A 23,220-nucleotide genomic window follows, 5' to 3' on the forward strand; every position below is an offset into this window, starting at 1 on the left:
GCCCTACCCCTCCCGCCCCGCGCCGCCCGCCGAACCGCCCGTCTCCGTCCCCGCCTCTCCCAGCAGGTCCTTGCGCAGCACGTACGTCGGCCGTCCCCGCCGCGGGTCGGGGCGTTCGTCGATGACCTCGTAACCGAGGGCGGTCCAGAAGGCCAGCGCCGTGGCGTTGGCGGGCGGGACCGCGAGGCGGACGCCCGTGCGGCCCTCCTCGCGGAAGCGGTCCTCGACGGCGTGGGCCAGGCGGCGGCCGTGGCCCTCGCGGCGGGCGCGGCCGTCGATCATGAGGAGGCCGATCCACGGGTCCGCGTCGTCCGGGCGCGAGGGGTGGTGGCGCAGGGTCGTGGCGAGGCCGACGAGCCGGCCGCGCGAGCGGGCGAGGAGGATCTCCGCGTCGGGGTGCGAGAGTTCCTCGGCGAGCGAGGCGGCGACCTGCTCGGGCCGGATGTGCTCCGGGTCGGGGAAGTCACCGCCGAGCTGCTGGAACTCCTTGTCCGACGCGTACAGCTCGGTCAGTTCGAGCAGGACGGGGGCGGGCAGCGCGAGCGGGTCGTCGGCCGCGGGCAGAAGCGTTTCGATGAGCATGGGGCGGAGCGTAGGTCCCCGTACCGGCGTCCGGCGCCTCACCACGTGGACAGCGCCGCGTCGCCCCACCCGGTTTCGGTACGTTGGCACCATGAGCAGCGCTTCCGCCGTCGCGTACCAAGGTGAACCAGGGTCCAACTCCGCCGCCGTGAGCGCGGTGATGTTTCCGGGCGTGCCGACCCTGCCCTGCGCGACCTTCGAGGACGTCCTGCAGGCGGTGCACGAGGGCGAGGCCCGCGTCGCGCTGATCCCGATCGAGAACTCCTCGGCGGGCCGGGTCGCCGACGTGCACCAGTTGCTCGCCTCCTCGGGGCTGCGGATGTTCGCCGAGTACTTCCACCCCATCCACTTCGACCTCCTCGGCCCGCCCGGCGCGCGCGTCGAGGACGTCAAGGTCGTCCGCAGCCACGTGCAGGCGCTCGGCCAGTGCCGGAAGATCACCCGCGAGCACGGCTGGACGGCCCGCGTCGCCGAGGACACGGCGGGCGCGGCGCGCGAGATCGCCGAGCTGGGCGATCCGGCGCACGCGGCCTTCTCGCCCCCGGCCGCCGCCGGCCTCTACGGGCTGGAGGTCCTCGCCGAGCAGGTCGAGGACGAGCACCACAACACGACCCGCTTCCTCGCCCTCGCCCGCGCCGACGAGACCCCGCGCCCGGAGCGCGTGGAGGGCGTCCCCTACGTCACGAGCCTGCTCTTCCGCACGCGCAACATCCCCGCCTCGCTCTACAAGGCGCTCGGCGCCTTCGCGAGCAACGGCGTCAACCTCACGAAGATCGAGTCCTACCAGCTCGGCGGCAGCTTCTACGCCAGCCAGTTCTACGTGGACGTCGAGGGGCATCCCGAGGACCCCGGTTTCGTGCGGGCCCTGGAGGAGCTGTCGTTCTTCTCGGCCGAGTTGCGGGAACTCGGCGTGTACCCGGCGCACACGTTCCGTGAGGAACTGCACCGCCCGACGGAGGAGCGGGGGTAACGCGCGGCCGGGGGTACCGGCGGGGCGGCGGTACGGGACGGAGCGAGCCGTGCCCGTGGCGGCGGCCGTTCCGTGCCCGTACCCCCGCCCCTCACGCGTCGTGTCAGACGCTGACGCCGAAGTCCTGCGCGATGCCGACGAGGCCCGAGGCGTAACCCTGGCCCACGGCGCGGAACTTCCACTCCGCGCCGTTGCGGTACAGCTCGCCGAAGACCATCGCGGTCTCGGTCGCCGCGTCCTCGGAGAGGTCGTAGCGCGCGATCTCCGTGCCGCCGTCCTGGTTGACGATGCGGATGTAGGCGTTGCGGACCTGGCCGAAGTTCTGGTTGCGGGTCTCGGCGTCGTAGATCGAGACGGGGAAGACGATCTTGTCGACATCGGCGGGCAGGCCCGCCAGGTTGACGTTGATCGCCTCGTCGTCGCCCTCGCCCTCGCCCGTGCGGTTGTCGCCGGTGTGGACGATCGTCTGGTCCGGGGTCTGCTTGTTGTTGAAGAACACGAAGTGGGCGTCGGAGTAGACCTTGCCCTGCGTGTTCACCGCGATCGCGGAGGCGTCGAGGTCGAAGTCCGTACCGGTCGTGGTGCGCACGTCCCAGCCGAGGCCGACTGTCACGGCGGTCAGGCCCGGGGCCTCCTTCGTCAGCGAGACGTTGCCGCCCTTGGACAGGCTTACAGCCATGGGATGTGTCCCTTTCGTCGAACGATCACGGTCCCGCGCCTTCGGCGGAACCGTCGTCATTTCTATGAACGCGGGGGCACGTTGCCAAGGTTCCGGCCTCCTTTGCTTTCTTTACGAATCTCGGCGGACCGGTGCGCGGACGGCTCTCGCGCGCCCCTCCCGCGCGCCCCCGGCGTGAAATGCGGGTGCCGCACGCCCGGGGACGCGCGACCATGGAGGCATGTCCGGTCCCCATGTCATCCGTGGCTCGGTCGTCCTGCCCGAGGCGGAGCTGAAGTGGCGCTTCTCGCGCTCCTCCGGGCCCGGCGGCCAGCACGTCAACACCTCCGACACGCAGGTCGAGGTGCTCTTCGACCTCGCCGCCACCGAGGCGCTGCCCGAGGTGTGGAAGGCCCGCGCCCTCGAACGCCTCGCTCCCCGCCTGCGCGACGGCGGCGTCCTCGCCGTGCGCGCCTCCGAGCACCGTTCCCAGTGGCGCAACCGCGAACTCGCCGCCGCGCGCCTCACCGCGCTCCTCGCCGAGGCGACGGCCCCGCCCCCGGCGGCCCGCCGCGCGCGCAAGATCCCCAAGGGCATCAACGAGCGGCGCCTGCGGGAGAAGAAGCAGCGGGGGGAGCGGAAGAGGGGCAGGTCGGGCAAGGACTGGGGGTAGCGCGCGTCCGCGAGGAGCCGCTCCGCCCCCGCCCGCCCCTACTCCAGCCCCCGGTACTTCCCCCGGAAGTACACCAGGGGCTCTCCGCCCTCGCTCGGCAGGTCCGCGCTGAGCACGCGGCCTATCACCAGGGTGTGGTCGCCCGCCTCCACGCGCTGTTCGGTGCGGCATTCCAGCGTGGCGAGCGCCCCGCCCATCAGGGGGGCGCCGGTGTGTTCGCCGCGGCGGTAGGGGAGGTCCTCGAAGAGGAGGCGGTCGCTGACCCGGCCGCGCATCGCGAAGCGGCCCGCGATGTGCCGCTGGCTGCGGGTGAGGAGGGAGACGCCCCACAGGGGTTGTTCGTCGAGGAGGTCGTCCATCCGGGAGCCGGAGCGCAGGCTCACCATGACGAGCGGCGGGTCGAGGGAGACGGAGAGGAAGGCCGTCGCCGTCATCCCCGCGTCGTCGCCGCGCGGCGCGTCCGGGTCGGTCTCCGGCTCGTGGGCCGTCACCAGGACGACTCCGGCCGCCAGCCGGCTGAGCGCGGCCTTGAACTCCTCGTCACTCACCTCCACAGCATGAGGGATGACGGGGGCGGCGGGGGATGGGGCGTCGGTCCTGAACACGTCATGCACGCTAACTCGCCGGTAGCGCTCCCCGCATCGGACCAGCGGCCGAAACGGGAGTCTTAGGACCTGTCCTCGATCTCGCCCCGTCGCCCGCAGGGCCGCCACGCGGCAGAGGCGCGATCGTAGACAGGTCCTGAGACCGCACCGGGTGTGCGTGCGGCCGTCGGCGGAGGGAACGCGCGCGCGGGACGAGGCGTGTGCCCGCGGGAGTCGCGAGAGGTCGCCAAGCGATGCGGAAGCGGTCGAAAACGCACAGGCGGCGTACAGAGAGTGCGCATGAGGCCACAGATTTCGCTGTGACTTGAGTCACAGCACTCACATTTAGTTGACCGTGTGTACCGGGCGAACAGCTCACTGTGATTCAGTGGGGGAGTGGCCAATGTGCTGATGTGATCGGACGATCAGCGGCCCGGATCGTCGGGTTCTGATCCGTGCCGCCGGTGGTCCGGGGGCGGCGCGCGTCCTGGAGTCGCTGTCGAGGCCCCGAGGAGTAGACGAGCATGGAGACCGAGTCGGAGCCCTACGTCCGTCTTGCGACCATGCGCCAGCTCCACCAGGCGGTCTCCGACCTCGCGACCGCCCGCAGCCTCGCCGACACCCTCCAGGCCGTCGTCGACGGCGTGGTCAACGGCATCGGCTGGGAACTCGCCGCCGTCAACATCGTCCAGCCCGACGGCGACCTCGTCGTCGCCGCGTTCTCCGGGAGCGAGGCGGCCGACACCTTCCTGACCGGCCGCGTCGGCTCCCGGACCGCCTGGGAACGCCGCCTCGCCGCCGGGGAGCAGTGGGGCGCGCTGCGCTTCCTGCGCCACGACATCGCCCGCCAGCTGGAGAGCGACGGCATACCGACCTGGTACACCCCCGGCCCCGAACCGCGCTTCGCCGACGAATGGCACCCCGAGGACCAGCTCCTCGCCCCGATGTACGAGCCCGGCCAGGCCGGCGACCTCGTCGGCATCATCACCGTCGACCGCCCACGCGACGGCCGCCGCCCCGGGGCCTGGGGCTGCGAGGCGCTCCAGATGTACGCGGCCCAGGCCGCCACCGCCATCGCCAACGCCCGCCTGCGCTCGAACATGCAGCGCGCGCTCGTCCGCCTGGAGCGCGAGCAGCAGGCGCTGCGCGCGAGCGAGGAATCCTTCCGGCAGGCCTTCGAGTACGCGCCGAGCGGCATGGCCATCGCCGAACTCGGCGGCGAGCACCACGGCCGCGTCCTGCGCGCCAACGACGCCCTGTGCCGCCTCCTCGGCCGCTCCTCCTCCGCGCTGCGCCGCTGGTCCTTCGTCGACCTCGCCCACCCCGAGGACGTCGGCGTCCTGCTGCGCACCTCCGCCGAGGGCGGGCGGACCGAACTGCGGCTGCGGCGCCGCGAGAAGAGCGGCGAGAGCTACGTGTGGGTGCACCTGCGCAACTCCGTCGTCGCCGACGCGGCGGACGGCCCGCGCTTCCTGCTCACGCACGTCGAGGACATAGAGGACCGCAAGCGCCGCGAACTGCACCTCGCCCACCGCGCCAGCCACGACGCCCTCACCGGCCTCCCCAACAGCGCCGAACTCCGCTCCCGCCTCGCCGCGCGCCTCTGCGAACGCCCCTCGTCCCGGCCCCCGACCCCCGTCGAGAGCCTCGACGCCGCCTACGGCGACCACCGCCCGGACGCCTCCGCGCGCCACGAGAACTACCAGAGCTACGAGGAGTACGCGGCGGCGCACTACGCGAGTGAGCCCTACGGGACGGGCGGCGTCGCAGCCTACGGCCCGTACAGCGGCGAGACCGGGTACGGCACCGAGGTGCGGCAGCCCTCCGAGGCGCCGAACCCGTACCCGCCGCAGGAGGCACAGAACGGCTACGCGCCCCACGAGGCGCCGAACCCGTACCCGCCCCACGAGGCGCCGAACGCCTACGCGCCCCAGGAGGCGCCGAACCCGTACACGCCGCACCCCGTGACGGACTCCGGCGGCCACACGTACGACCTCGGCCAGGACCCCGCCGCGCACCTCGCCGCCCCGCCCGGCGGCTACGCGACGCACACGCACGCCGTCGCCCCGCCCCCCGACGGGATGCCGGACAACGGCGTGAAGGGCCTCGCCGTGCTCTTCTGCGACCTCGACGGCTTCAAGCCGATCAACGACCGCTACGGCCACCACGTCGGGGACGCCGTCCTCATCGAGGTCGCGCGGCGGCTCAGCGGCGGGGTGCGGGACGGGGACACCGTGGCACGACTCGGCGGGGACGAGTTCGTCGTGCTCGCCGACGGCGTCGGCCGCAGCGACGCCGAGGACCTCGCCGTACGACTGCGCACCGCGATCACGCAACCGATCAGGGCCGACGGGCGTTCCGTACGGGTGGGGGCGAGCTTCGGCATCGGCTGGGCGCGCTGCGGCGAGAGCCCGGAGGAAGTCCTCCAGTCGGCGGACCAGCGGATGTACATCGAGAAGCGCTCGCGCTCGCGGCAGCACCGGCGCGCGATCTGACCCGCACGCCCCCGGGCACAGTGTGGTCCCGGCCACGCGGTGGGCCCAGGCGGAGCGGGTAGGCTCGCCGGGACCGGGCGGTGCCGCTCGCGCGCCCCCGGTACGCCAGCCGTACCGCGACCAGCACGTCCCAGCACGTCAGTTCCAGCACCTCAAGGAGTGAGCCAGCGATGACCCCCGGCCCCCCCGGCAACAACGGTGCGAACCCGCCCGAGGGCGAGAACCCGGGGGCAGCGGGCACCGAGGAGGACGACCCCTTCGGCTACCTGTACGCCGACGGCCAGTCCGCCGGGGCCCGCCCTCCCTCCGGCGGCGGCTACGGCTACCCGGGCCCGCGCTCGTACCACCAGGTCAGGCCGGTCGGCGAGCGGCAGTACGGGTACGGGTACCCGCCCAAGGAGGGCTGGCAGGGCGCCCCGCAGCAGGGCGCCCCGACGGCCGCGTACGCCGCGCAGCAGAACGCGCACTACGCCGCGCCGGAGAACCTGCCCGGCGGGCCCCCGCCCGGCGGCGGCCGTCGCGCGGCGGGCGGCCAGGGCGGCGGCCGGGGCCGCGGGCCCAACAACAAGGGTCTGCTCATCGGCGCGGTCGCGGTGGTGTGCGCCGTCGCCGTGGGCATCACCGTGGCGGTGGTCACCGGCGGCTCGGGCGACGACAAGCAGGACGCGAAGGACTCGGCGCCCAGCGCCACGGCCTCGCAGGGCCAGGGCGGCGAGGACGACGACAAGCAGCCCGGCGGGGACGCGTCGAAGAAGCCGGAGGAACTCCCGAAGGCCGACGCGAAGACCCTCCAGCTCTCGGGCGGCCCCACGGTCGCCTCGGACGTCGAGGGCGCCAAGGCGGACGGCGGCGGCTACGTCGCCGGTTTCAACAAGCCCGGCGCGAAACTCACCTGGAACGTCAGCGTCCCGAAGGCCGGCGAGTACACCGTCTTCCTCGACTACGGCGTGCCCGGCAAGGACCAGAAGGCCAGCCTCTACGTCAACGGCGGCGACCGCCGCGACCTCTCCCTGAAGAACTGGGCGCAGGCCCCCGAGGGCGACTGGGAGAAGGGCTGGACCACCTCCTACGTCTTCACCAACCTGACGAAGGGCACGAACGCCATCTCCTTCTCGTGCGACGAGGGAGACAGTTGCGACGCCAACTTCGACCGGGTGTGGCTGAAGGCGGGGCACGTGACGAAGTAGGGGCCCGGGACCCTCACCCCACCTCCGCCACCCTCACCTCGCCCTGGAGCTCCGCGTACACCCGGGCGTCGAACTCCCCCGCCACCGGCGAGGAGACCGCTGCCGCCGCCAGGGCGGTCGCGCGGGTGAGGCGGAGGGGCCAGGGCTGGGCGTCGGCCAGGCCGACGAGGAGGGCGGCGACGACCGCGTCGCCCGCGCCGGTCGGGTTGCCGGGCAGCGGGCGCGGGAGCGCCGCGCGCCACGTCCGCGTGGGCGTCGCGGCGAGCAGGCCCCGGTCGCCGAGCGAGGCGACCACGGCGCCCGCCCCCCGGCGGCGGGCGTCACGGGCCGCGCGGGCCGCTTCGCGGGACCCGGTGAGCTGGGCGAGTTCGTCCTCGTTGGGCTTCAGGATGTCGGGACGCGCCGCGACACCCCTGCGCAGCGCCTCACCGCTCGTGTCCAGGACGACGGGCACCCCGGCCGCCCGCGCCTCCCGTACCAGCGTCGCGTACGCCCCCACAGGCACCCCGGGCGGCAGGCTCCCGCACAGCGCGACCGCCGTCGCCGCGGGCAGCAGCCCCGCGTACACCTGCCGGAAGGCGCCCCACTCCGCCGCCGAGACGAGCGGCCCCGGCTCGCGCAGCACCGTCGCCGCGGTCCGCGCCGCCGCCCGCGAGACGACGCGCCCTCGCGGCTCCGTCGTCACCGTGACCGTGCGCCGCGTCGGCTCCGCGGTCTCCACGAGCGCGTCCGTGACCCCGTCCGCCCCGGCCAGCAACTCCCGTACGCGCTCCCCGGTGGGGCCCCCGCACAGCCCCGTCACCGTGACGCGGCGCCCGAGCGCACCGAGCACCCGGGCCACGTTGAGCCCCTTGCCGCCCGCGCGTTCACTCACCTCGCGCACCGGGTGACTCGCCCCCGGCACGAGCGCGGGGACGCGGTACGTCAGGTCGAGCGCGGTATTGAGCGTGACGGTCAGCAGCATCCGCGCACCCCCTCCCCCTCACGGCCCGGCGCCTCCCGGCACCGGCACGAGGTCCGATCATGCCAAAGCCGCACCCCGCCCGCCCAGAGGCGGGAACCGAGCGGACCACGGGGCGGGAGCGAGTGCTGGCGGTACGGGAGAACGGGTGGCGCGCGCCGGGGGCGAGTGGTGCTCCGTGGCCCGTGCGGGCCGCCCCGCTGCCGTCCTCCGCTCAGCCCCGTGTCGCCGCGGTCGCCGGCTCGGGCGCCACGATCCACCGGCCCTTGCGCAGCACGCCCACCACGTCGAAGTCCGCGTCGAGCACGACGACATCCGCGTCCTTGCCCGGCTCCAGGGAGCCCACGCGGTCCGCGAGGCCGAGCAGGCGCGCCGGGTTCGCGCTCAGCGCCCGTACCGCCGCCTCGATGCCGAGCCCGTCGACCGTCACGGCCCGCTTCAGGGCGCGGTCCATCGTGAGCGTCGAGCCCGCGATCGAACCGCCCTCCGTCAGCCGCGCGACCCCGTCCACGACATCGACCTCCAGCGGCCCCAGCAGATAGCGCCCGTCCCCGAAGCCCGCCGCGTCCATCGCGTCCGTCACGAACGCCACCCGGTCCCGCCCCTTGTGACGGAAGGCCAGCTCCAGCGCCGCCGGGTGCAGATGTGTGCCGTCGTTGATCAGCTCGACCGTGACCCGCTCGTCCTCCAGGAGCGCCGCGACCGGGCCCGGCTCGCGGTGACCGAGCGGCGGCATCGCGTTGAACAGGTGCGTCGCCACCCTCGCGCCCGCCTCGATCGCCTCCACGGTCTGCTCGTACGTCGCGTCCGTGTGCCCGATCGCCGCGATCACGCCCTGCTCCGCGAGCAGCCGCACCGAGTCCAGGCCGCCCGGAAGCTCCGGCGCCAGCGTCACCATCCGCGCCTGCCCGCGCGCCGCCGCGAGCAGCTTCGCGACCTCCGCCGGGTCCGGGTCGCGGAGCAGCGCCTCGCTGTGCGCGCCCTTGCGGCACGGCGAGATGAACGGCCCCTCGAAGTGGATGCCCGCCAGCTCACCGTCCTCCGCGAGCTCCGAGAGCAGCCCCGCGCGCTCCGCGAGCGCGTCCAGCTCGCCCGTCACGGTCGAGGCGACGACCGTCGTCGACCCGTGCGCGCGGTGCGTGCGCAGCGCCGTCCGTACGTCCTCGACGCCACCCGCGCCGAACGCGGCCCCGCCGCCCCCGTGGTTGTGGAGGTCGACGAAGCCGGGCACGAGCCAGTGCCCGCTCAGATCGGTCTCCGGGGCACCTTCGGGAGCGCGCTCCGCGATCCGCTCCCCGGCCACGACGAGCCTGCCGTCCGGCACCTGTCCCGTGGGCAGGACCACGGTGGCGCCGGTCAGGACGGTGTACTCGGTGCTGGCAGCCATCAGGCGCTTACCTCCGTGGCGAGTAGGTCCCAGGCGAGCAGGCCGGCCCCGAGGCAGCCCGCCGTGTCCCCGAGCGCGGCGGGCACGATCTCGGGGAGCGCCTGGAAGGTGACGCGCTCGGCGACGGCCGCGCGCAGCGGTGTGAACAAGGTTTCCCCGGCCTCGGCGAGCCCGCCACCGATGATCAGCGTCCGGGGGTCGAGCAGGGTGACGGCGATGAGCAGCCCGTCGGCGAGCGCCGCGACGGCCTCCTCCCACACGGCGAGCGCGCGCGGGTCCCCGGCGACCACGGCCTTCGCGCAGTCCGCCGCGCTCGCCTCCGGGTCCCCGCTCGCCTTCGCCCACGCGGCGGTGACGGCGGAGGCCGAGGCGAGCCGCTCCAGGCAGCCGCGCTGCCCACAGCCGCACGGCGGCCCGTCCGCGCGCACCACGACGTGCCCCAGTTCACCGGCCGAGCCGTGCGCGCCCGGCTCTATGACCCCGTTGATGCCGTACGCGCCCGCGATGCCCGTACCGAGAGCGAGGAAGAAGAACCGGTCGGAGCCGTGCCCCGCGCCGAGCCGCCCCTCGGCGATCCCGCCGGTCCGCACGTCGTGGCCGAGCGCGACCGGGACACCCCCGAGCCGCTCGCTCAGCAGGGCACGCAGCGGCACGTTCTCCCAGCCGAGGTTCGCCGAGAAGACGGCGATCCCGCCCTCGGTGTCCACCACGCCCGGGATCGCCATCCCGACCGCGCTCGCCCCCTCGCCGAACCGCTCGCGGCCGTACGCGAACAACTCGGCGGCGAAGGCGAGGATGCCCTCGACCACCGCCCCCGGCCCCTGCTCGCGCCCGGTGCGCCGCCGCTCCTCGTGCAGCAGCTCACCCGCCGCCCCCACCAGGGCGGCCTTGATCCCGGTGCCGCCCACATCGAGGGCGATGACATGTTTCACGTGAAACAGTTTGGCGTCTCAACTGCGAGAGGTCTAGTCCATTCGCGTGGCGAAGTTGCCGGGACGCGGCCGGAGAGTGTCGGAGCGGCGTCCTAGGCTGCGGGGAATGAACGACGAGGAAGCGACAGGGGAGGCCGGGGCCGAGGAGCCTCTCCGCGAGGCGGAAACCGAGGAGCCCGTACGTGAGGCGGGGGCCGAGGGGCCCGGCGCCGAGGGGCCCGGCGCCGAGGCTGACGGGACCGTACGCGAGTCCCCCGCCGCCCGGTCCGGGCCGGCCCCGCTCTCCCCTCTCGACCGGGACGTCCTCGCGCTCGAAGGCGAGAGCTTCGCCGGGCCGGGGGCCAAGGAGCGGGCCGTCCGCGAACGCCTCGGCATGTCACCGACCCGCTACTACCAACTCCTCAACGCCCTCCTCGACGACCCCGCCGCCGAGGCGCACGCCCCCGTGACCGTGCACCGCCTGCGCCGCGTACGGGAGGCACGCCGGGCGGAGCGGTGAGGCGGGCGCCGGCAGGGCCTAGAGTCGGCGCATGACCGCAGCGCCTGACTCGCACTCCTCCCGTTCCCCGCTCCCCGAGCCCGTGACCGAGGCCGGGCGGGTGGGGCTGCGGGCCGTTCTCGACCAGCCCTCGGCCGCCGTCGTGGCACTCGACTTCGACGGCACCCTCGCCGACATCGTCCCGGACCCCGACTCCGCCCGCGCCCGCCCCGGCGCCGTCGACGCGCTCGCCCGCCTCGCCCCGCACGTCCGCGCGATCGCCGTCGTCACCGGGCGCCCCGCCGAGATCGCCGTCCGCTACGGGGGCTTCGCGAACGTCCCCGGCCTCGAACACCTCGTCGTCCTCGGTTTGTACGGCGCCGAGCGCTGGGAGGCCGCGAGCGGTGAACTCACCGCCCCGCCCCCGCCCCCCGGGCTCACCGCCGCGCGCGCCGAACTCCCCGCCGTACTGGAGCGGAACGGGGACTTCCCCGGCCTGTGGACCGAGGACAAGGGCCAGGCCGTCGCCGTGCACACGCGCCGCGCCGAGGACCCGCAGGGCGCGTACGAGGCACTGCTCGCCCCGCTCACGGCGCTCGCCGAACGCCACGGTCTCATCGTCGAACCCGGCCGCATGGTCCTGGAGTTGCGCCCGCCCGGCATGGACAAGGGCAAGGCCCTCACGACCTACCTCGACGAGGTAGGAGCCGCCTCCGTCCTCTACGCGGGCGACGACCTCGGTGACCTCGCCGCCTACGCCGCCGTCGAAGCGGGCCGCCCCGCCCGCCCCGGCCTCCTCCTCGCCTCCGGCACCGAGGTCCCCGAACTCACCGCGCGCGCCGACCTCCCCCTCACGGGAGGACCGGAGGAAGTCGTCGCGTTCCTGGCGGCCTTGGGGGAGGCGCTGGCGTGAGGGGGTGACCTGGGGGCCCCGGGGCAGGCCCCCGCAGGCGCTACGCGCCGCCCAGGGCCTCCAACTGCTCCATGAACCACCGCGCCGGCGGCAGCGCCGTCGCCGCCTCCGCCAGGCGCTTCGTGCGCGCCGACCGCGTCTCCGGGTCCTGGGTGAGCGCCGTGTGCAGGGCCTCGGCCGTCGCCGAGACGTCGTACGGGTTCACCACCACCGCGTCCGCGCCCAACTCCTCGTACGCCCCCGCCTCCCGCGACAGGACGAGCGCCACGCCCGCGTCCGAGACGACCGGGACCTCCTTCGCCACGAGGTTCATGCCGTCGCGGATCGGGTTGACCAGCGCGACGTCCGCGAGGCGGTACGCCGCGAGCGAGCGTGCGAAGTCGTCGTCCACCTTGAGGAGAACGGGCGTCCAGTCCGCCGTGCCGAACTCGTCGTTGATCTCCTGCGCGACCCGCTCCACCTCCGCCGTGTACGCCCGGTACACCTCCAGATCCTGCCGCGACGGGTACGCGAAGGCGAGGTGCACGACCTGTCCGCGCCAGTCCGGGCGGTCCGTCAACAGGCGCCGGTAGGCGTGGAGCCCGCGCACGATGTTCTTCGACAGCTCCGTGCGGTCCACCCGCACGATCGTGCGCCGCCCCTCGCCGCCGATCTCCCGCCGCAGCGCCGCCATCCGCTCGTCCACGTCCTCCTGGTGGGCGCGCTCGCGCAGGAAGTCGGCGTCCGCGCCGAGCCCGTGCACCGCGACCTCGGTGCGGCCCGTACCGCCGACGAGGGAGTCCGCGCAGGCCGTGAAGGCGTCCGCCCAGCGGCGCGTGAGGAAACCCGCGTGATCCGCGCCGAGAATCCCGCGCAGCACCTGCTCCGCCACGTCGTCGGGCAGCAGCCGGTAGTAGTCGAGCGGCGCCCACGGCGTGTGCGAGAAGTGCGCGATGCGCAGATCGGGCCGGAGCGCGCGCAGCATCCCCGGCACCAGCACGAGGTGGTAGTCCTGCACGAGCACCGCCGCGCCCTCGGCCGCCTGCGCCGCGAGCGCCTCGGCGAAGGCGCGGTTGTACGACTCGAACGAGGCCCAGCGCGCGCGGAACTCCGGGCCGAAGGCGGGCTCCAGGGGGGTCTGCCACAGCATGTGGTGGGCGAACCACAGCACGGAGTTGGCGATGTCGTTGTACGCCTCGTGCTGCGTGCGCGGGTCGATCCCCAGCATGTGGACGCGGCGCCCGCCCGTGTCCGCCGGGTCCAGCTCCGCGCCCGAGCGGCGGGCCGCCTCGCGGTCCGCGTCGCTCAGCGCCGCGCACACCCATACCGCGTCGACCTCGGGCCCGATCGCCGAGAGCCCCGAGACGAGCCCTCCGCCGCCGCGCTTGGCCGTCAGCCCGCCGTGCGCGTCGAACGCGTACGAGACGGGGCCGCGGTTGGAGGCGAGGAGGACGGCGGTACCGGTGCCGGTGCCGGTGGGGCGGGTGGGGTCGTCAGTAGGCATGATGAATTCCTCGCCTCGGGATCATGGGCTCAAACGTGCGCACTGGTCGGGAGTCGGCATCCGCCCCCCACCGCCATGTTCCGCCGCCCCGGCGCGACCCGGCTCCGCGCGCGGAGCACACCCCCCGCTCCGCCCGGTCGTCCCCGGGCGGAGTCCCGCCGTGCCCCGACGGCCCGCGCTCAGGCCGCAGCCCTCCGCTGCGTGTACTCCGGGATCTCCCGCATCGGCGGCCGTTCCTCGGTGTCCACGGGATGCGTGTGCGCCGCGAAACCGCCCTCGGGCAAGCGGTCGAACTGCGTCAGCTCCGGTCGCAGGAGGTGACCGCGCGCGAGCCGTACCTGCGCCGTGCGGTAGATCGTCGCCGCCATGCGGCCCAGCGCCTGCCCGTCCTGGTGACGGTGCACCCGCACCCCGACGTCCACCTGCGCGAGCCCGTCGAGTCCCACCGTGTGCAGCGCGTCCACGAGGAGCCCCAGCTCGACCCCGTACCCCACGGGGAACGGCAGCTGTTCGAGCAGGGAGCGCCGCCCCGCGTACTCGCCGCCCAGCGGCTGTACGAAGCCCGAGAGCCGCGGCCAGTGCATGTTGAGCAGCGGGCGCGCCATGAGTTCCGTGACCCGGCCGCCCTGGCCCGCCGCGGAGCCGAGCGGGCGGTCGTACATCGCCTTCACGAGGTGCACGTCCTGCTCGGCGAGGAGCGGGCCGAGGATGCCCGTCACGAAGGCGGACCGGAAGTCCTTGAGGTCCGCGTCGACGAAGCAGATCAGGTCGCTGTCCGTCGCGAGCAGCGAGCGCCACAGCACCTCGCCCTTGCCCGGCACGGCCGGCAGCCGCGGCAGCACCGCGTCCCTGTGCACGACCCGCGCCCCGGCCGCGCGCGCGAGGTCGGCGGTGCGGTCCGTGGAGCCCGAGTCGAGGACGACGAGTTCGTCGACGAGGGGGACCGCTTCGACCAGTTCACGCCGGATGACGTCGACGATCGCACCGACGGTCTCCTCCTCGTTCAGCGCGGGGAGGACGACGGCCACCGAGGCCCCCGTGGCGCGTTTGAGCGCGGCGAGCCGTTCCACGGGCCACTCGTCCGCGGTCCAGGAGCGGTGCTCCAGCCAGCGTTCCACCTCTTCGATCACGGCGTCTGTCCCCTCGTGCGTGCGGACCCGGGCCGGGGCCCTTCGACTGCCGCCCCTTGCGGAGGACGCCGATGAGACCTTCATCTCGGCGTACGGACGGCTCTCTCCACGATCCAGGGCTTCGGTTACAGTCTTGAACAACGCGGGTGACCATCCCATGTCGGGGTGCGCTGTCACCTTGTGTCACAAACGCCCCGGGCCCGAAGCCCGGGTGCCACAACGCTCATCCAGAGGGGCAGAGGGATACGGCCCGTTGAAGCCCCGGCAACCCTCCAGCCAGTCTCCGCGCGGTTTCTCCATACCGCCACCGAAGGCCCTGGCTCGGGAAGGTGCCAATTCCGTCTCGCGGCGAAACGCGCCGCGGGGAAGATGAGGAGAAAGGGCCTCCCCATGGCTGTGCAAGCCGCCGAAATCCCGCAGAACACCACCTCCGCCGTCGACCTCGGCCCCGCTGTCGCGCTCTCGTGCCGCGAGTGCGGCGAGCGCTTCCCGCTCGGCCCGGTCTTCGCCTGCGAGAGCTGCTTCGGCCCGCTCGAGGTCGCCTACGAACTGCCCTCCGGCGACGTCGAGGAACTGCGCCGCGCGATCGAGGCCGGCCCCAAGAACATCTGGCGCTACGCACCGTTGCTGCCCGTGCCCGCCGACGTGGCGAGCCACCCCAGCACCAACCCCGGACTCACGCAACTCGTGAAGGCGGACCGGCTCGCCAAGGAACTCGGCGTCACCGGCGGCCTCTACGTCAAGGACGATTCCGGGAACCCCACGCACTCCTTCAAGGACCGCGTCGTCGCGATCGCCGTCGAGGCCGCGCGCGCCTTCGGCTTCACGACCCTGTCCTGCTCGTCCACGGGCAACCTCGCGGGCGCCGTCGGCGCCGCCGCCGCCCGCGCCGGCTTCCGCTCCTGCGTCTTCATCCCGCACGACCTGGAGCAGGGCAAGGTCGTCATGGCCGCCGTCTACGGCGGCGAGCTCGTCGGCATCGAGGGCACGTACGACGACGTGAACCGCTTCTGCTCCGAGCTGATCGGCGACCCGCTCGGCGAGGGCTGGGGCTTCGTCAACGTCAACCTGCGCCCGTACTACGGCGAGGGCTCGAAGACCCTCGCGTACGAGATCTGCGAACAGCTCGGCTGGGAAATCCCCGACCAGATCGTCATCCCGGTCGCCTCCGGCTCGCAACTGACGAAGATCGACAAGGGCCTGAAGGAACTGATCAAGCTCGGTCTCGTCGCGGACAAGCCGTACAAGATCTTCGGCGCGCAGGCCGAGGGCTGCTCGCCGGTCTCGACCGCCTACAAGGCCGGGCACGACGTCGTGCGCCCGCAGAAGCCGAAGACGATCGCGAAGTCCCTCGCGATCGGCAACCCGGCGGACGGCCCGTACGTGCTCGACATCACCCGCCGCACGGGCGGCGCCGTCGAGGACGTGGACGACGAGCAGGTCGTGGACGCGATCAAGCTCCTCGCGCGCACCGAGGGCATCTTCGCCGAGACGGCGGGCGGCGTCACGGTGGGTGTCACGCGCAAGCTCATCGAGAACGGGCAGCTCGACCCCGCCCTGACCACCGTCGTCCTCAACACCGGTGACGGCCTCAAGACCCTGGACGCGGTCGCCCCGACCACCGGGCCCACCGCGACGATCCGCCCCGACCTGGACGCCTTCCGCGCCGCCGGTCTCGCGGGCTGAGCCCCGTCCCCCCGAACTTTCCGCGCTGCCCGAGAAAGGCCACGCCATGAGCGTTTCCGTTCGTATCCCGACCATCCTGCGCACCTACACCGGCGGCCAGGCCGAGGTCCCCGCCGAGGGCGCCACCGTCGCCGAGGTCATCGCCGACCTGGAGCGCAAGCACAACGGGATCTCCGCCCGCGTCCTCGACGACGACGGCAAGCTCCGCCGCTTCGTCAACCTCTACGTCAACGACGACGACATCCGCTTCGAGCAGGGCCTCGACACGGCCACTCCGGACGGCACGGGCATCTCGATCATCCCCGCCGTCGCCGGCGGCTGCTGACCCCGCGCCCGCGCGGCGGCCGTTCGGGGCCGCCCGCTTCCCCCACTTCGTTCCCGCCCCCTCCGCACCACATGCGGAGGGGGCAATTCCATGGGATTCGAAGGAGTAGAGTCGGGGTATTGCTCCGCCCCTTTCTTCACGGCGGGCCCCAGGAATCCCCGGTGCCGCACGCGCCCCTGCCGGAATCCCGGGAACCAATTCCGCTTTCCGCGCCGCCTCTTTGCGGCTTTGCGTTCCTTTTGCCCGGCCCGACGTGTCCGGAAGTCCCGTGAATCCTCCGGCCATGTCGGGATGCGCTCCCGGCCGAATTCTCGTCCGACTGACCTGTTGCGGACGGCAGTTGGGCAGATACATTCAGCGGCGGTCGACGCGTTCCGGCGCACGCCCCCCAAGATTCCCGCGGGGGTGAGGTCTGACCCGGGTGCGCGAAGTGCGTTCCTGTGCAAGGGCCAGTAATAGGGGAGTTAGGCATGGCTCAGGGCACCGTCAAGTGGTTCAACGCGGAGAAGGGCTACGGCTTCATCGCGGTCGACGGTGGTGCGGATGTATTCGTCCACTACAGCGCGATCCAGATGGACGGTTACCGCACCCTGGAGGAGGGTCAGCGGGTCGAGTTCGAGATCTCGCAGGGCCAGAAGGGCCCGCAGGCGGACATGGTCCGCGCTGCCGCCTGAACAGCGCTCCGACCGGTACGGGGCCGCACGGCCGCGTACGGCACGACATGACGAGCACGGGCGAGGGCCCGCACCCGGGGACGGGGGCGGGCCCTCGCCGCGCGTGCGCTCCCGCCGTCGGCCCGCCCGTGCCCACCCGCCCGCCGCCCGCCCGCGTCCCCGGGCACGCCGCCCGTCCGTCACCGTCGCGCCCGCGCGCTGACACGTGCGGGTGGCTTGGGACGGGTACGGGTCGGGCAGGACGCACTCAAGTGGCTTGCACTCGGTGGGGGAGAGTGCTAATCATTAGCGTTAGCACTCTGATGGTGAGAGTGACAGAGAGACCGGGTCGGTGAGGCCCGGAGCCCCGCCGTGGCAAGGAATTCGGCGCGGGTCCCAGGCCGTCCGTCGCGGGCGCCACCACGGTCCCTCAGCCCACCCCGTGTCCTGGGAGGACCACTTCACATGGCCAAGATCATCGCGTTCGACGAGGAGGCGCGGCGCGGCCTTGAGCGCGGTATGAACCAGCTCGCCGACGCCGTCAAGGTGACCCTCGGCCCCAAGGGCCGCAACGTCGTCCTGGAGAAGAAGTGGGGCGCCCCCACGATCACCAACGATGGTGTCTCCATCGCCAAGGAGATCGAGCTCGAGGACCCGTACGAGAAGATCGGCGCCGAGCTGGTCAAGGAGGTCGCGAAGAAGACGGACGACGTCGCCGGTGACGGCACGACGACCGCGACCGTCCTGGCCCAGGCCCTGGTCCGCGAGGGCCTGCGCAACGTGGCCGCCGGCGCCAACCCGATGGCCCTGAAGCGCGGCATCGAGCAGGCCGTCGAGGCCGTCTCGGGCGCGCTCCTGGAGCAGGCCAAGGACGTGGAGACCAAGGAGCAGATCGCCTCCACCGCCTCCATCTCCGCCGCCGACACCCAGATCGGCGAGCTCATCGCCGAGGCCATGGACAAGGTGGGCAAGGAAGGCGTCATCACCGTCGAGGAGTCCCAGACCTTCGGTCTGGAGCTGGAGCTCACCGAGGGTATGCGCTTCGACAAGGGCTACATCTCGGCGTACTTCGCCACCGACATGGAGCGTATGGAGGCGTCGCTCGACGACCCGTACATCCTCATCGCGAACTCCAAGATCAGCAACGTGAAGGACCTCCTTCCGCTGCTGGAGAAGGTCATGCAGTCCGGCAAGCCGCTGCTGATCATCGCCGAGGACGTCGAGGGCGAGGCGCTCTCCACCCTGGTCGTCAACAAGATCCGCGGCACCTTCAAGTCCGTCGCGGTCAAGGCCCCCGGCTTCGGCGACCGCCGCAAGGCCATGCTCGGCGACATCGCCATCCTCACCGGTGGCCAGGTCATCTCCGAGGAGGTCGGCCTCAAGCTGGAGAATGCCGGTATCGAGCTGCTCGGCCGCGCCCGCAAGGTCGTCATCACCAAGGACGAGACGACCATCGTGGACGGCGCCGGCGACAGCGAGCAGGTCGCGGGCCGCGTCAACCAGATCCGCGCCGAGATCGAGAACAGCGACTCGGACTACGACCGCGAGAAGCTCCAGGAGCGCCTGGCGAAGCTCGCCGGTGGCGTCGCCGTCATCAAGGCCGGTGCCGCGACCGAGGTCGAGCTCAAGGAGCGCAAGCACCGCATCGAGGACGCCGTGCGCAACGCCAAGGCGGCCGTCGAGGAGGGCATCGTCGCCGGTGGTGGCGTGGCCCTGCTGCAGGCCACCGCGGTCTTCGACAAGCTGGAGCTCGAGGGCGACGAGGCGACCGGCGCCGCCGCCGTCCGCACCGCCCTGGAGGCCCCGCTCAAGCAGATCGCCGTCAACGCCGGTCTTGAGGGCGGCGTCGTGGTGGAGAAGGTCCGCAACCTTGAGGTCGGCCACGGCCTCAACGCCGCGACCGGCGAGTACGTGAACATGATCGCCGAGGGCATCCTCGACCCGGCCAAGGTCACGCGCTCCGCCCTCCAGAACGCGGCCTCCATCGCCGCGCTCTTCCTCACCACCGAGGCCGTCATCGCCGACAAGCCGGAGAAGGCCGCCCCGGCCGCTCCGGGCGGCATGCCCGGCGGTGACATGGACTTCTGATCCGGCTCCCGGCCGCACGGCCGGACTCGGATGAGGGTTCCCCGGGGCCCGTACGTCTTCGGACGTGCGGGCCCCGGCTGCGTGCGGGGGCCTACGGGGGCCTCGACGGTACGGGGCCGCGCCCGGTCCTGCCCCCCTACACGGAGAAGCGGCACCTCCCGGTCCAGGAGGTGCCGCTTCGTCGTGTGGCCGACCGTCCGCGTTCCCCCGGGGACGGCGGTCGTGCCGGGCGCGCCCGCGTCGCTTCCCCCGAATCCGGCGCGGGCGGGCAGCCCGGTACCACCGCCCCGTTCCGGACGGTCGTCACCGGGACAGGATGCCCTGAGCGAGCGCGACAGGGTATGAGTACTTGTACTCACCCACACGGCCGCGAGCGCCAAGGGCCGCGCGAACTCGCGGACTTCACGGACTTCACGGAAAGGGCGGCGCGATGGACGGAGCCGACGTGGACCCGGTCGTGCTCGCCCGGCTGCTCGAACTCGCCGTCGCGGCCCTCCACGAGACCCGCCCCGAACAGCTGTGGGACCTCGCCTTCGCCACCCTGCTCGACACGCTCGACGCCGATCTCGCCGTCCGCAAGGCCGGGGAGTGGGCACCGGGCGAGGGCACCGTCCGGCTCTGGACCCCCGAGGGCCCCGCCCACCACCTCCTCGGCCCCGACCAGCTCGACGTGATCCGCACCGGCTATCCCTTCGTCGACCACTACACCGCCGGCCACCCCCTCGAACCCCTCACCGCGCGCGCCACCGCCGGAGCCCACGCGTGGCGCCACGCCCCACCCGCCGGGCACCTGCGCGACGCGCTCGGCTCCACCGACATCCTCGCCCTGCCGCTCCCGCACCCCGAGAAGGGCACCATCAACGGCTGCCTCCTCCACCGCACGGGCCGCCACCCCTTCACCCCCGCCCACCTCGCCTACGCCCGCCGCGCCCAGCCCGTACTCGCCGCCGTCGAGGCCCACGCGGGCCACCTGCGCGCCTGGCGCACACCTCCCGGCGGCCGGGAAGCAGCGGCGGTACGGGAGGAACGCGCCGCCGAACTCGGGCTCACCCCGCGCGAGATCACCGTCCTCACCCTGCTCGCCGAGGCCCGTACCGCGAGCGCCATCGCGCAGCGTCTCGGCATCTCACCCCGCACCGTCCACCGCCACCTCGCCCACCTCTACCGCAAGTTCGGGACGAGGGACCGGCTCGCGACGGTGCTCCGGGCGCGGGAGACGGGCGTGCTGTGAGGCGTCGGGTCGGGAGCGGGGGGCTTGGGGGCGGGTGGCTTGGGCGGGTGGCTTGGGAGCGGTCGGCTTGGGAGCTGCGGGTTCCGGGAGGTGCCGGTTCCGGGAGGTGCCGGTCCCGTGGCCGTCCGCTGAGAGGGCGTCGCTCAGGAGCCGTCGCCCAGGAGTCCCCGCCCAGGGGTCGTGCTCAGGCTCCCGGGGCGCGGGCCGGGAGGGAGTTGAGGAGCTGGAGCTTCTCGTGGCTGTCGGTGCCGGGGGTCGCGGTGTAGACGAGGAGCGCCTGCCACTGGGCCGGGTCGATGAGTACCTGGCAGTACAGGTCGAGCACTCCGAGATCCGGGTGACGCACCCGCTTCGCCTCGGTCTGCGGCAGGCCGACCTCGTGCGCCGCCCACAGCGCGGCGAACTCCTCGCTGCGTGCGAGCAGCGCCTCCGCGATCTCCTCCGCGCGCCCGCCCTTCCCCTCCCGCGCGTACGCCTCGCGCAACTCGGAGGCGAAGAAGCGGCCGCGCAGCGTGTGGTCCTCCGCCGGGTAGAGCGGGCGCACGGTGTCGGGCACGGCGAACCAGCGGTACGTGATGCTGCGCTCCAGACCGGTGAAGAGGGTCTGGTCCCCGAGCAGCGCGGTCGCCGCGTGGGTCTGCTTGAGCGTCTCGCCCACACCCGAGACGACCTGCGCGGGGGTGTCCTCCAGGCGGTCGAGGATGCGCATGAGGCCCGGCGTGATGTGGTCCGTACGGCTCGTGCGGGCGGGGGCGTTGTGTCCGGCGAGGAGGAAGAGATGGTCGCGCTCGGCGAGCGTGAGGCGCAGCCCGCGCGCCATCGCCGTGAGCATCTGCTCGGATGGCTGCGGCCCGCGCTCCTGCTCGATGCGCGTGTAGTAGTCGGCGGACATCTCGCACAACGCCGCCACCTCCTCGCGCCGCAGCCCGCCGGTACGGCGGCGCGGGCCGCGCGGCAGCCCGACGTCCTCGGGTTGCAGCGCGGCGCGGCGGGTGCGCAGGAAGTCGGCGAGCTGGGCCCGGTCCACGGTGTTCCTCCTCGGGGGCGTCCCTGACGGTCCTGGCATCGATGATGCCGGTCGGGCGGGGGCCCTCGCGCCCGTACGACGGGAGGGAGGGCCACCGGGAGGGGGCGGAGCACTGCCGGGAGGGCGCGAGGCACCGTCACGGTGGGCCGGAGTGCCCAAGGGGTGGGGTGGGAGGTGCGTGTCCGTGGGGTGGGGCGGGAGGCGCGTGGCGTCGGGGTGGGGCGGGAGGCTTCCGGCCCCGTTCCGGCCGGGGTTCACAGCAGCATGCCGCCGCTCGCCTCGATGCGCTGCCCGGTGATCCAGCGGGTGCCGTCGGCGAGGAGCGAGGCGACGGCCGCGCCGATGTCGACCGGGTCGCCGACGTGCCCCATCGCGGTGACGCTCGCAAGCCCCTCCCGTACCTGCGCGCTGTCCCGCAGGTAGCCACCGCCGAAGTCGGTCCCGGTGGCGCCGGGGGCGATGGCGTTGACCGCGATACCGCGCGGGCCCAGCTCCTTCGCGAGGTAGCGCGTGAAGACCTCCACGGCGCCCTTCATCGAGGCGTACGGCGCGGCGTCCGACTGCGTGAAGCGCGTCAGGCCGGTCGAGACGTTGAGGACCCGGCCGCCGTCGGCGAGCAGCGGGAGGAGCGCCTGGGTGAGCAGGTACGGGCCCTTGAAGTGGACCTCGTACATGCTGTCGAGCTGCTCCGCCGTGGTCTCGGCGACGGGTGCCAGCGCGGCGGAGCCCGCGTTGTTGAGGAGGTGGTCGAAGGTCTCCCGCCCCCAGTGCTCGCCGAGCGCGGCCCGCACGTCCGCGACGAAGGCGGGGAACGTGCCGAACTCGGTCGTGTCGAGCCGGAACGCCACGGCCGTACGCCCCAGCCCGCGCACCGCGGCGAGCACCTCTTCGATCTCGTCGGCGTGCGAACGGTAGGTGAGGAGAAGGTCCTGCCCGGCGGCGGCCAGGTGCAGGGCGGCCTCCTTGCCGAGACCGCGGTTGGCGCCGGTGACGAGCGTGATCTTGGGGGACGGCGCGCCGGGGGTGGGGGCACTGGGGGCGGGGGTCGCGGCGGTGCCGGCTTCGTGAGGGGCGCGGGTGTCGCTCATGGGGTGCTCCGTAGAGACGCGGGCGGGAATGCGCTGACGCCATCGAGAGTGCCCGGCGGGGCGAGGGGGATGAAGGCCGCACTCATCCGGGGACCGGGAGTCCCCCCTTGTGGAGGGGAGGGGAGGGGAGGGGCGGGGCCCGGGGAGGGGAGGGGAAGCGGGCCGGGTGCGGGGTGCGGGGTTCGCGGGAAGGTGGTGCGGCTGGGGGCGCGGAGTGGGTGCGCCTTGGGGGGCGGGCTGGAGCGCGTCCGGGCGACGCGAGAGCGCGGGAGCGCGGGGCGGGGTGTGCGGTCTGCCTGGCGGCAAGGGCGGCGCGTGCCTCGGCGCGGGTCAGCGGCGGCGCCGAGCGCGGGGGTTCAGCGGCGGCGCTGGCGGGTCAGCGGCGGCGCTGGGCGCGGAGGTAGAGGCCGCCCAGGACGAGCGTGGGCACGGCGAAGCCGAGGGCGAGGTTGGCCTGCCGGTGATGATCCGCGTTGCACGCGCTCGCGGTGGGCCCACCGGACTCGCCGGTCCCCAGCACACTCCCGCAACCGCTCCCGCCCACCGGCCACATGAGCAGCGCGAGCACGACGAGGACCCCGAGCGCCGCGAGGCCGCCGTAGAGACGGGGGGCGGTGATACGCATACCGGAGACGCTACGGCACCGGGGGGCCCACTGGAAGGGGGGAACGGAGGGGTGGGGTCCGGAT

22 protein-coding genes and 1 riboswitch are annotated in these 23,220 nt (G+C 73.5%); of the genes, 11 read left to right on the forward strand and 11 right to left on the reverse strand.

Features of this window, described 5'->3' with window-relative positions:
• Nucleotides 1-3: 3 nt before the first annotated feature.
• Nucleotides 4-582, reverse strand: coding sequence for a GNAT family N-acetyltransferase (locus IF99_RS0126870; RefSeq protein WP_031000330.1), 579 nt, complete (start codon nt 580-582; stop codon nt 4-6).
• A gap of 91 nt (nt 583-673) precedes the next feature.
• On the opposite strand from IF99_RS0126870, the gene IF99_RS0126875 reads away from it, so the two are divergent.
• The gene (locus tag IF99_RS0126875; RefSeq protein WP_031000332.1) at nt 674-1,552 is read left to right on the forward strand and encodes a prephenate dehydratase; all 879 of its coding nucleotides are present in this window, start codon (nt 674-676) and stop codon (nt 1,550-1,552) included.
• 103 nt (nt 1,553-1,655) lie between these two features.
• On the opposite strand, the gene IF99_RS0126880 is transcribed toward IF99_RS0126875, so the two are convergent.
• Nucleotides 1,656-2,231: a TerD family protein gene (locus IF99_RS0126880; protein ID WP_031000334.1), complete on the reverse strand. Its 576-nt coding sequence runs from the start codon at nt 2,229-2,231 to the stop codon at nt 1,656-1,658.
• Between the two features lie 220 nt (nt 2,232-2,451).
• On the opposite strand from IF99_RS0126880, the gene arfB reads away from it, so the two are divergent.
• On the forward strand, nt 2,452-2,883 hold the full coding sequence (gene arfB, locus IF99_RS0126885; protein ID WP_031000335.1) for an alternative ribosome rescue aminoacyl-tRNA hydrolase ArfB: 432 nt from the start codon (nt 2,452-2,454) through the stop codon (nt 2,881-2,883).
• A gap of 38 nt (nt 2,884-2,921) precedes the next feature.
• On the opposite strand, the gene IF99_RS0126890 is transcribed toward arfB, so the two are convergent.
• On the reverse strand, nt 2,922-3,431 hold the full coding sequence (locus IF99_RS0126890; RefSeq protein WP_031000338.1) for a flavin reductase family protein: 510 nt from the start codon (nt 3,429-3,431) through the stop codon (nt 2,922-2,924).
• A gap of 560 nt (nt 3,432-3,991) precedes the next feature.
• Between IF99_RS0126890 and IF99_RS35860 the strand changes: the two genes are divergently transcribed.
• Entirely contained in the window at nt 3,992-5,962 is a 1,971-nt protein-coding gene (locus tag IF99_RS35860; protein ID WP_031000340.1) for a sensor domain-containing diguanylate cyclase, read from the forward strand.
• Between the two features lie 170 nt (nt 5,963-6,132).
• Complete coding sequence (locus IF99_RS0126900) at nt 6,133-7,149, forward strand: CBM35 domain-containing protein (protein WP_031000342.1); 1,017 nt, start codon at nt 6,133-6,135, stop codon at nt 7,147-7,149.
• A gap of 13 nt (nt 7,150-7,162) precedes the next feature.
• On the opposite strand, the gene IF99_RS0126905 is transcribed toward IF99_RS0126900, so the two are convergent.
• The 3 genes from IF99_RS0126905 to IF99_RS0126915 form a co-directional block, all read right to left on the reverse strand.
• The gene (locus IF99_RS0126905) at nt 7,163-8,113 is read right to left on the reverse strand and encodes a 1-phosphofructokinase family hexose kinase (RefSeq protein ID WP_031000344.1); all 951 of its coding nucleotides are present in this window, start codon (nt 8,111-8,113) and stop codon (nt 7,163-7,165) included.
• 211 nt (nt 8,114-8,324) lie between these two features.
• Nucleotides 8,325-9,497 (reverse strand): N-acetylglucosamine-6-phosphate deacetylase, encoded by a 1,173-nt coding sequence (gene nagA / locus IF99_RS0126910; RefSeq protein WP_031000345.1) that lies wholly within the window; start codon nt 9,495-9,497, stop codon nt 8,325-8,327.
• On the reverse strand, nt 9,497-10,429 hold the full coding sequence (locus tag IF99_RS0126915) for an ROK family protein (protein ID WP_031000347.1): 933 nt from the start codon (nt 10,427-10,429) through the stop codon (nt 9,497-9,499). Before IF99_RS0126915 ends, nagA begins: the two co-directional genes overlap by 1 nt.
• A 106-nt stretch (nt 10,430-10,535) precedes the next feature.
• On the opposite strand from IF99_RS0126915, the gene IF99_RS0126920 reads away from it, so the two are divergent.
• Together IF99_RS0126920 and otsB are read left to right on the forward strand one after the other, a co-directional pair.
• The gene (locus IF99_RS0126920) at nt 10,536-10,928 is read left to right on the forward strand and encodes a DUF3263 domain-containing protein (protein ID WP_031000349.1); all 393 of its coding nucleotides are present in this window, start codon (nt 10,536-10,538) and stop codon (nt 10,926-10,928) included.
• A gap of 31 nt (nt 10,929-10,959) precedes the next feature.
• Nucleotides 10,960-11,820 (forward strand): trehalose-phosphatase, encoded by an 861-nt coding sequence (gene otsB / locus IF99_RS0126925; RefSeq protein ID WP_031000351.1) that lies wholly within the window; start codon nt 10,960-10,962, stop codon nt 11,818-11,820.
• 40 nt (nt 11,821-11,860) lie between these two features.
• Here the strand turns inward: otsB and IF99_RS0126930 are convergent, their stop codons facing one another.
• Nucleotides 11,861-13,303 (reverse strand): alpha,alpha-trehalose-phosphate synthase (UDP-forming), encoded by a 1,443-nt coding sequence (locus tag IF99_RS0126930; protein WP_031000354.1) that lies wholly within the window; start codon nt 13,301-13,303, stop codon nt 11,861-11,863.
• A gap of 179 nt (nt 13,304-13,482) precedes the next feature.
• The gene (locus IF99_RS0126935) at nt 13,483-14,433 is read right to left on the reverse strand and encodes a glucosyl-3-phosphoglycerate synthase (protein WP_031000356.1); all 951 of its coding nucleotides are present in this window, start codon (nt 14,431-14,433) and stop codon (nt 13,483-13,485) included.
• Nucleotides 14,434-14,653: 220 nt separating this feature from the next.
• Nucleotides 14,654-14,809: riboswitch (SAM riboswitch) on the forward strand.
• Between the two features lie 14 nt (nt 14,810-14,823).
• On the opposite strand from IF99_RS0126935, the gene thrC reads away from it, so the two are divergent.
• The 5 genes from thrC to IF99_RS0126960 all read left to right on the forward strand — a co-directional run bounded on the left by thrC (nt 14,824) and on the right by IF99_RS0126960 (nt 20,416).
• On the forward strand, nt 14,824-16,119 hold the full coding sequence (gene thrC, locus IF99_RS0126940; RefSeq protein ID WP_031000358.1) for a threonine synthase: 1,296 nt from the start codon (nt 14,824-14,826) through the stop codon (nt 16,117-16,119).
• A gap of 46 nt (nt 16,120-16,165) precedes the next feature.
• On the forward strand, nt 16,166-16,444 hold the full coding sequence (locus IF99_RS0126945) for a MoaD/ThiS family protein (protein WP_031000360.1): 279 nt from the start codon (nt 16,166-16,168) through the stop codon (nt 16,442-16,444).
• Nucleotides 16,445-16,914: 470 nt separating this feature from the next.
• The gene (locus tag IF99_RS0126950; RefSeq protein ID WP_008747198.1) at nt 16,915-17,118 is read left to right on the forward strand and encodes a cold-shock protein; all 204 of its coding nucleotides are present in this window, start codon (nt 16,915-16,917) and stop codon (nt 17,116-17,118) included.
• 444 nt (nt 17,119-17,562) lie between these two features.
• Nucleotides 17,563-19,185, forward strand: a complete 1,623-nt coding sequence (gene groL / locus IF99_RS0126955; RefSeq protein ID WP_031000361.1) for a chaperonin GroEL — start codon at nt 17,563-17,565, stop codon at nt 19,183-19,185.
• Between the two features lie 430 nt (nt 19,186-19,615).
• Complete coding sequence (locus tag IF99_RS0126960) at nt 19,616-20,416, forward strand: helix-turn-helix transcriptional regulator (protein ID WP_031000363.1); 801 nt, start codon at nt 19,616-19,618, stop codon at nt 20,414-20,416.
• Nucleotides 20,417-20,600: 184 nt separating this feature from the next.
• On the opposite strand, the gene IF99_RS0126965 is transcribed toward IF99_RS0126960, so the two are convergent.
• The 3 genes from IF99_RS0126965 to IF99_RS0126975 all read right to left on the reverse strand — a co-directional run bounded on the left by IF99_RS0126965 (nt 20,601) and on the right by IF99_RS0126975 (nt 23,156).
• On the reverse strand, nt 20,601-21,443 hold the full coding sequence (locus tag IF99_RS0126965; protein ID WP_031000365.1) for a helix-turn-helix transcriptional regulator: 843 nt from the start codon (nt 21,441-21,443) through the stop codon (nt 20,601-20,603).
• A gap of 254 nt (nt 21,444-21,697) precedes the next feature.
• Complete coding sequence (locus IF99_RS0126970) at nt 21,698-22,531, reverse strand: SDR family NAD(P)-dependent oxidoreductase (protein ID WP_078655299.1); 834 nt, start codon at nt 22,529-22,531, stop codon at nt 21,698-21,700.
• A gap of 376 nt (nt 22,532-22,907) precedes the next feature.
• The gene (locus IF99_RS0126975; RefSeq protein WP_031000369.1) at nt 22,908-23,156 is read right to left on the reverse strand and encodes a hypothetical protein; all 249 of its coding nucleotides are present in this window, start codon (nt 23,154-23,156) and stop codon (nt 22,908-22,910) included.
• Nucleotides 23,157-23,220 lie beyond the last annotated feature (64 nt).

Source organism: Streptomyces sp. NRRL F-5630, assembly GCF_000719475.1.
Taxonomy (GTDB): Bacteria; Actinomycetota; Actinomycetes; order Streptomycetales; family Streptomycetaceae; genus Streptomyces.

What these genes read in the sequence shown, in the direction of transcription:
- IF99_RS0126870 (WP_031000330.1), bottom strand. Translation starts at nt 582, where the DNA reads ATGCTCATCGAAACGCTTCTGCCCGCGGCCGACGACCCGCTCGCGCTG.
- IF99_RS0126875 (WP_031000332.1), top strand. Translation starts at nt 674, where the DNA reads ATGAGCAGCGCTTCCGCCGTCGCGTACCAAGGTGAACCAGGGTCCAAC.
- IF99_RS0126880 (WP_031000334.1), bottom strand. Translation starts at nt 2,231, where the DNA reads ATGGCTGTAAGCCTGTCCAAGGGCGGCAACGTCTCGCTGACGAAGGAG.
- arfB (WP_031000335.1), top strand. Translation starts at nt 2,452, where the DNA reads ATGTCCGGTCCCCATGTCATCCGTGGCTCGGTCGTCCTGCCCGAGGCG.
- IF99_RS35860 (WP_031000340.1), top strand. Translation starts at nt 3,992, where the DNA reads ATGGAGACCGAGTCGGAGCCCTACGTCCGTCTTGCGACCATGCGCCAG.
- IF99_RS0126900 (WP_031000342.1), top strand. Translation starts at nt 6,133, where the DNA reads ATGACCCCCGGCCCCCCCGGCAACAACGGTGCGAACCCGCCCGAGGGC.
- IF99_RS0126905 (WP_031000344.1), bottom strand. Translation starts at nt 8,113, where the DNA reads ATGCTGCTGACCGTCACGCTCAATACCGCGCTCGACCTGACGTACCGC.
- nagA (WP_031000345.1), bottom strand. Translation starts at nt 9,497, where the DNA reads ATGGCTGCCAGCACCGAGTACACCGTCCTGACCGGCGCCACCGTGGTC.
- IF99_RS0126920 (WP_031000349.1), top strand. Translation starts at nt 10,536, where the DNA reads ATGAACGACGAGGAAGCGACAGGGGAGGCCGGGGCCGAGGAGCCTCTC.
- otsB (WP_031000351.1), top strand. Translation starts at nt 10,960, where the DNA reads ATGACCGCAGCGCCTGACTCGCACTCCTCCCGTTCCCCGCTCCCCGAG.
- IF99_RS0126930 (WP_031000354.1), bottom strand. Translation starts at nt 13,303, where the DNA reads ATGCCTACTGACGACCCCACCCGCCCCACCGGCACCGGCACCGGTACC.
- thrC (WP_031000358.1), top strand. Translation starts at nt 14,824, where the DNA reads ATGGCTGTGCAAGCCGCCGAAATCCCGCAGAACACCACCTCCGCCGTC.
- IF99_RS0126945 (WP_031000360.1), top strand. Translation starts at nt 16,166, where the DNA reads ATGAGCGTTTCCGTTCGTATCCCGACCATCCTGCGCACCTACACCGGC.
- IF99_RS0126950 (WP_008747198.1), top strand. Translation starts at nt 16,915, where the DNA reads ATGGCTCAGGGCACCGTCAAGTGGTTCAACGCGGAGAAGGGCTACGGC.
- groL (WP_031000361.1), top strand. Translation starts at nt 17,563, where the DNA reads ATGGCCAAGATCATCGCGTTCGACGAGGAGGCGCGGCGCGGCCTTGAG.
- IF99_RS0126960 (WP_031000363.1), top strand. Translation starts at nt 19,616, where the DNA reads ATGGACGGAGCCGACGTGGACCCGGTCGTGCTCGCCCGGCTGCTCGAA.
- IF99_RS0126970 (WP_078655299.1), bottom strand. Translation starts at nt 22,531, where the DNA reads ATGAGCGACACCCGCGCCCCTCACGAAGCCGGCACCGCCGCGACCCCC.
- IF99_RS0126975 (WP_031000369.1), bottom strand. Translation starts at nt 23,156, where the DNA reads ATGCGTATCACCGCCCCCCGTCTCTACGGCGGCCTCGCGGCGCTCGGG.